The sequence below is a fragment of the Paracoccus sp. (in: a-proteobacteria) genome (assembly GCF_046462195.1).
In the GTDB taxonomy this organism is placed as follows: domain Bacteria; phylum Pseudomonadota; class Alphaproteobacteria; order Rhodobacterales; family Rhodobacteraceae; genus Paracoccus.
Window position 1 is genome coordinate 1 of sequence record NZ_JBKGUN010000276.1, and the last position, 5,514, is coordinate 5,514.

6 protein-coding genes and 2 pseudogenes are annotated in these 5,514 nt (G+C 54.8%); 4 read left to right on the plus strand and 4 right to left on the minus strand.

Annotation, left to right across the window (positions count from 1 at the left end):
- Positions 1-854 precede the first annotated feature (854 nt).
- Together ACLHHB_RS16615 and ACLHHB_RS16620 are read left to right on the plus strand one after the other, a co-directional pair.
- Positions 855-2,519, plus strand: a complete 1,665-nt coding sequence (locus tag ACLHHB_RS16615) for a hypothetical protein (RefSeq protein ID WP_410219395.1) — start codon at positions 855-857, stop codon at positions 2,517-2,519.
- Between the two features lie 58 nt (positions 2,520-2,577).
- Positions 2,578-2,688: pseudogene (locus ACLHHB_RS16620) on the plus strand (IS5/IS1182 family transposase); the annotation flags it as partial.
- A 75-nt stretch (positions 2,689-2,763) separates the two neighbouring features.
- Here ACLHHB_RS16620 and ACLHHB_RS16625 read toward each other — a convergent pair.
- Complete coding sequence (locus ACLHHB_RS16625; RefSeq protein ID WP_410219396.1) at positions 2,764-3,138, minus strand: type II toxin-antitoxin system PemK/MazF family toxin; 375 nt, start codon at positions 3,136-3,138, stop codon at positions 2,764-2,766.
- Between ACLHHB_RS16625 and ACLHHB_RS16630 the strand changes: the two genes are divergently transcribed.
- Both ACLHHB_RS16630 and ACLHHB_RS16635 read left to right on the plus strand, forming a co-directional pair.
- Positions 3,047-3,484: a hypothetical protein gene (locus ACLHHB_RS16630; protein ID WP_410219400.1), complete on the plus strand. Its 438-nt coding sequence runs from the start codon at positions 3,047-3,049 to the stop codon at positions 3,482-3,484. The two genes, ACLHHB_RS16625 and ACLHHB_RS16630, sit on opposite strands and share 92 nt — an antisense overlap.
- A gap of 416 nt (positions 3,485-3,900) precedes the next feature.
- Positions 3,901-4,065 carry a hypothetical protein gene (locus ACLHHB_RS16635; protein ID WP_410219397.1) on the plus strand — a complete coding sequence of 55 codons (165 nt, stop codon included), beginning with the start codon at positions 3,901-3,903 and terminating at the stop codon, positions 4,063-4,065.
- A 316-nt stretch (positions 4,066-4,381) separates the two neighbouring features.
- On the opposite strand, the gene ACLHHB_RS16640 is transcribed toward ACLHHB_RS16635, so the two are convergent.
- The 3 genes and pseudogenes from ACLHHB_RS16640 to ACLHHB_RS16650 form a co-directional block, all read right to left on the minus strand.
- Positions 4,382-4,801 carry a GNAT family N-acetyltransferase gene (locus ACLHHB_RS16640; protein ID WP_410219398.1) on the minus strand — a complete coding sequence of 140 codons (420 nt, stop codon included), beginning with the start codon at positions 4,799-4,801 and terminating at the stop codon, positions 4,382-4,384.
- Between the two features lie 106 nt (positions 4,802-4,907).
- Positions 4,908-5,051, minus strand: a pseudogene (locus ACLHHB_RS16645) (ACT domain-containing protein); the annotation flags it as partial.
- The gene (locus ACLHHB_RS16650) at positions 5,033-5,293 is read right to left on the minus strand and encodes a hypothetical protein (RefSeq protein WP_410219399.1); all 261 of its coding nucleotides are present in this window, start codon (positions 5,291-5,293) and stop codon (positions 5,033-5,035) included. The gene ACLHHB_RS16650 and the pseudogene ACLHHB_RS16645, both read right to left, overlap by 19 nt.
- Positions 5,294-5,514: the final 221 nt, after the last annotated feature.

Consider the following 5,514-nt stretch of genomic DNA (forward strand, 5'->3'; position numbering starts at 1 on the left):
GACGCTTGCCCTGCCGGCCCGACCGCCCGTATCCCCCGGCAGGCCGGAGTTCCGCAACAACGCCGATGACAAGGAGGCCTGATCAATGAGCAACTTGTCTTGGCTGACCGACGTGCACCGGCCCACCTCGTTTTGCTCAGTGGTGGGTTATTCATAATTGCCGAGCTTCTTCATATTTTTAAGAAATTCAAATTTAGTTATTTAATGCCTTAAAAGCTATTTGCTGCAATCGGCTCTATCATTTTATTTATTAGTACTGCTGTTATGGAAAATAAAGCTGAATTTTAATGAATTTATCAGCATTAGGGCAGGCCTTCATGGTGATATACTTAGTTCAGATCTGCTTCCCCTCCTTCAGTAGATGTTCATTGAAGGTCATGGGTGTTCAGGATCTATGGCTGCATGTGACTTTAGGTACTGTTATTGAATATTTGGGCTTATGGTGTTCCAGATGCTTGCTGTGAGGCTGTCGATGCGCCGAGTTCTTGCAGTTTAGATAGCAGATGAAATAAACCAACGAGGTTCCTATACCCGCCGCTGATCGAACGTGCCAAGGGTAAAGGTCAATGGCAGAGGAAACTGGCATATGGGTTGGTCCCGCACAACAGGCTTAAAATTGCTTTCAATCATGTGAAAGATGCATCTCAACATCAACGAGCAGAGGCTAGCGGTTCCGGGATGCTGAAATTGTTAAGGCAATTGTCTGCGCATTGCCATCATGAAAAGGTACATTGCCTCCTCCATCCTTTCGTGATGCCAGGGAAGCGGACCATAAGGACCCGGAAGTACTTTAAGATATAAATATTTTTATGTAATAGATCTGAGGCCAGGACATTATCCAGAGAGGATGCACCATGCCAACCCGACGCGAGTTAATGCTGGTTGTTGGAGGTTATGTAACCGGCACCGCATTTGGATCTAAGGATCTGTTCGCGCTGCCGGTGACCGATCTTGTTGCCCCTGATACAATAATACAGACAAATCTTGTTAAGCCTGTCCGCCCTGTAAAAGGCTCTGTTGCTATCGGGATGGCTGGAATTGCAGATTGGGGAGCAAGTCAGCCTTTCATTGACATAATGAAGCAGAGTCGTGAGTGGCAAGGGCGGTCCGAAAAAGAATGGGAATCCCATTCTCATCAAGACCTACGCGCGGGTGGTCATCTCGACGCGGAAAGCTGGCCAGTGTCGATCCCCAGTAGCGCCAACCGCGTAGGCACAATCATTCTCACGCAGATTGCGGCCGATGATACCAGCCTGAACGGGCGCTATCGCGTAACATGGGAAGGAACCGGAACTCTAACGGTATCTGGCGGACAAAACCTTGACCAAGGTGTTGGTTGGGTGGAGTTCGATTACACAGCGACTGGCGAAAGCATGGTATTGGTCGATGTGACTGCGACGCCTGTCCGCAACATCCGATGCATCAATCTGAAACATCGAGCGGCCTACGAGGCAGGCGAGATCTTCCGCCCGGAGTGGCTGGCGCTGATCGAAAACTTTCGGCTGTTCCGCTTCATGGATTGGCAGAGCACGAACAACAGCCCGCTATCGTCATGGGCTGATCGGCCAAAGCTCTCGTCTGCCACTTGGTCCCTCGGGGTGCCGGTGGAGATCATGGTGGCATTATGCAACAAGGCGGGCGTTGACGGCTGGTTCTGCTTCCCGCATCTCGCGACGGACGACTACATCATCCGCTTTGCGCAGTACATCCAGGCAAACCTGCGGGACGATCTGGTCGCGTATTACGAGTATTCAAACGAAGTCTGGAACTTCCAGTTCGAGCAGGCCCACTGGGCGAACCAGCAGGCAGAAGCACTGTGGCCTGACCATATCGGCCAAGACGGATGGATGCAGTTCTACGGCGGCAGATCTGCCGAGATGGCGATGCTTTTGGATGGCGTGTATGCGGGCACAATGGGCCGCCACAGGAAGGTTATTACCACCCACACGGCTTGGCGAGGTTTGGAGTATGGCATCTTGGATGCGCCGCGGTGGGTCGCGATGCAGGCGGGCCGTAAGGCTCCAAAGGACCATTTCGACTGCTACGCCGTAACAGGCTACTTTGGTCATGGCTTGAGTGCAGAGGACGGCACGGCCCAGATCCAGACATGGCGGCAGCAGGGCGAAATGCTGGCCTTTCAGCAGATGCGCGCCGCGCTTGAAGATGAGATCACCGGATTGCAAGGACAGTGGCAGTACCAGAAGGACGCGGCTGATGCCGCAGGTCTGTCCTTGGTCATGTATGAGGGCGGTAGCCATATTGTCCCGCACCATTCGACCGTGGACGCGGACGCCACCCTGTTACCGTTCCTGGAGCGGTTCCACTACTCGGAAGACATGGCCGCGCTTTACACCCGCGCCATGACGGCCTTTCGCGACATCGGCGGCGAGTTCTTCAACGTATTCGTAGAGGTGTCAGGTCCGGGGCGCCACGGATTCTGGGGGGCGCGTCGCCATGTGATGGACGAAAATCCACGCTGGACTGCTGTCACCATGCACAACCGTGTAGTCCCCCGTTAGTGATCCTGTCTATCTGCCGGTTCCAAGGATGGATTGGGTGGCACCGGATAGTATAGGTCTCAAATCCTTCGGCGAGCGGATCGCCTCGCGAGACCACGGCAAACAAACCGTCAAAGTCGACATCCGTGTCGCCCTCATGAACTGCTTCAACGCACCCGGTACCGCCTAGATCAAATGCGTAACGCGAGAATAATGAGGCAAGGGGAAATCGAGCTTAAACAGTGAGCTCTGCAACAGTGCCGTGTTAATCTATAGGCCGATGAGCGCTCTTGCCTTGGCTCGAACAGCTGAAAGCTCGGCCGTTGAAACGCGACCCTTGGCGTTTGCTCGCCAAGCCCGCCAGTCCAAAGATTTGACCTGATCCGCTAAATACAGCGCGTTGGCGGACGTCTTCGATGGGAACCTCGAAAGGGTACCTTTGCGTTTCGTCGTCACGGTAGCACAGCATGAGGCCGATGCGGTTATAAGCTGCAGGCGACAGCACCACGGCGGGACCGTGTCCGGGTTGCTCATGTCCGGCATGTGGGATGAACTCCAGCCAAACGGTATCACCGGCATCGGGAACGTATCTTCCCCCAGAGAACTTCTTTGCCGACTGGCATGCCGAAATCGCTTTCATTATGAATGTTTTCGGACGTAATGCTGGCAAACAGTTCCGCAGGGTTATCCTCCTCACGTTGAATTGGTTCGATAACGACACGTTCGTTATCCTCCCGCACCTCGCCAGCCTGTTGCAAGCGCAGGCGCTGGTCGAGAGCGGCGATGCGGACAATCCCGAAGACGTCCTGATGGGCTTGAGCGAGATCGGCGGACGCGGTCTGATAAGTGAGGCAGTGAAAGCCATGCGGGAGCGTTTGCGGGATGGCACGATGGCCCAGCAGGGGGTGTTGCTCCGGAGCACGGTCACGCGGCTACCAGGCGCGGCGCACTACCAGAACCTCGGTCGGCTTGCCCTTCTGACGTAGCTGGGGATCGCAGGCGATGGAGTGATTCAATCCGGACAAAAGCCGGGAGGCATTGTCGCAATCCTTGGAGCAACAGGACAGATGGGCGGCGCAGCAGTCCTTGTGGCCCTCGCCCGCGGCGCATCGCGTGTCATCGCAATGAGTCGGAATGAAGAAGCATTAGCCCGGCTGTCTCGTCTTGATACGCGCGTGATTGCGGTGAACCTTTCCAGTGACATGAAAGCCGATGCGGCAAACATAAGCGCAGACGGGGCACTTCATGTCGTGATTGACGCCATGGGCAGTGCAGACAGTGCAGTCCTCTCCGGTCTCCAATCCATGAAGGCACTCTGGTTCTCATGGGAGGCGTGCGCCTGGACGTGCCAATCCCGTACGGTGAGGTTTTACGCTGGCGCCTGACCATTCGAGGCTCGCGCATGTATCGAACAGAGACCGTATTGTCGGTCTGGCGAATGATCGAATGCGGCTTGATCGATCTGTCGAAGGTCGAGATGCACGAGGCGGGGACCGAAGATCCTGCGGGAGCTGTCTCGACAGCAGCCAGATCCTCGGGGGTGAGCTTCGTCTCGCTGATCCCCTGATATGCGATACCGCAGACTCTAGGTCGCCAATCCTGTGCATTGGCCGCGGGCGAGAACCTGACGGGGTCTCGCCTGTACAGCGTTCTTACAAGCCGTCCGCAGCATTTCTGCCTTAGCTGGTCTTCGTTTTCAGTATCGGCTTCGCCTTAATAGAGGACTGATTGCTCCTCTCGCCTGTGTATCAGCTTTGCAGATCAAAGCTGTCTGTCTTCAAAATTTCCGGGGAGCTAGCTTTTTAGCCTGACGTTAATTTAGAGCGAAGGCCAATACGGAATAGCACTTTACCCGCAACCTACAGCTAGAAAAACTTTTGAAGTCAAAGCCGCTTCATAAAGAAATGACGAGCGCCGTCTTCGGGATAGCCATCGATCCGACCAAACTCACTGAACCCCAGGCACTTGTAGAATTCTGGCGCTTGAAACGAATAGGTGTCCAGCCAGATACCTTGCATACCTCGCAGGCGTGCCTCTTCTTCCATGCGCGCCATCAGCTGCGTCCCGATGCCTTTGCCACGCCCCGCTTTTGCCACAGCCAGAAGCTCGACAAACACCCATTTGAGATCGAGCGCGAAGCGGGCGGAAAGGCCGCCAAGATACTCACCATTTTCATGAGCCTCGTAGAAAAGCTTCTCGGATGCAAAAGATTTCCCGATCACATTGGCGTGTCTATCAAGAACCGCCAGAATACGGTCTCGGGCTGCATCCTCGGATCCTTCGGCGAGACGAATCTCGGTCATTTTGGCAGCCTCAAGTCAGTCTGATTTTTGTCAGGTGATCGCCGGGCGGAACCGATCGCCATAATCCTCCGGTGAGCTTGCAAATGAGATGCGAGCGGATAGCAGGTCATGCTTGAAAGACATGCCCGGCCTCAGTCAGCATCGCGACGGCCTTGCTTGCATCACCTTCGGAAACCAGAAGATGTTCACCATCAAAGGTGCAAAGCACGAAGACTCCCATGCCGGAATCACTCAGCGGGTTGACCATTGACTGAACGGTCCCGTGGCATCAAAAGCGAATGGTCCGATACTGCGAAGGCAGTCCCAAGGTCCGTCTACCTCAATTTCCTCAGGAATTCTTTCAAAAGCACAGACTATGGTCGTCTCGTCGTCCGCTCGCACGAGGACCGCAAATCCGTCTCCGGCGAGACATTCAGGAATTGGCGCATCGGGCGCAAGACGTGCAACTCCGTAACGGCCGGGCACGTGTTTCAATCTGATCGACTTGCTCATGGTCCTCCCTCTCCATTCCTGGGCGGTAGAAGGGCATTCCTGATCGCCAGAGCCGTCGAGCAAGGCGGTACAGAAGTTTCATCTCCGAAGACTGGCGTTAATCTGCGGCGCTGCCTTGGGGGATGTCAATTGCCAACAAGCCAGATTTCAACAGACGATTGGATGAATGAGCTACTTCCAACAAATCGGACAGAGACGGAACCCACCATGTGACATTCGCT

Bases quoted from the DNA above. Each gene is read 5' to 3' on its own strand.
- ACLHHB_RS16615 (WP_410219395.1), top strand. From the start codon at position 855: ATGCCAACCCGACGCGAGTTAATGCTGGTTGTTGGAGGTTATGTAACC.
- ACLHHB_RS16630 (WP_410219400.1), top strand. From the start codon at position 3,047: ATGAACTCCAGCCAAACGGTATCACCGGCATCGGGAACGTATCTTCCC.
- ACLHHB_RS16625 (WP_410219396.1), bottom strand. From the start codon at position 3,138: ATGAAAGCGATTTCGGCATGCCAGTCGGCAAAGAAGTTCTCTGGGGGA.
- ACLHHB_RS16635 (WP_410219397.1), top strand. From the start codon at position 3,901: ATGTATCGAACAGAGACCGTATTGTCGGTCTGGCGAATGATCGAATGC.
- ACLHHB_RS16640 (WP_410219398.1), bottom strand. From the start codon at position 4,801: ATGACCGAGATTCGTCTCGCCGAAGGATCCGAGGATGCAGCCCGAGAC.
- ACLHHB_RS16650 (WP_410219399.1), bottom strand. From the start codon at position 5,293: ATGAGCAAGTCGATCAGATTGAAACACGTGCCCGGCCGTTACGGAGTT.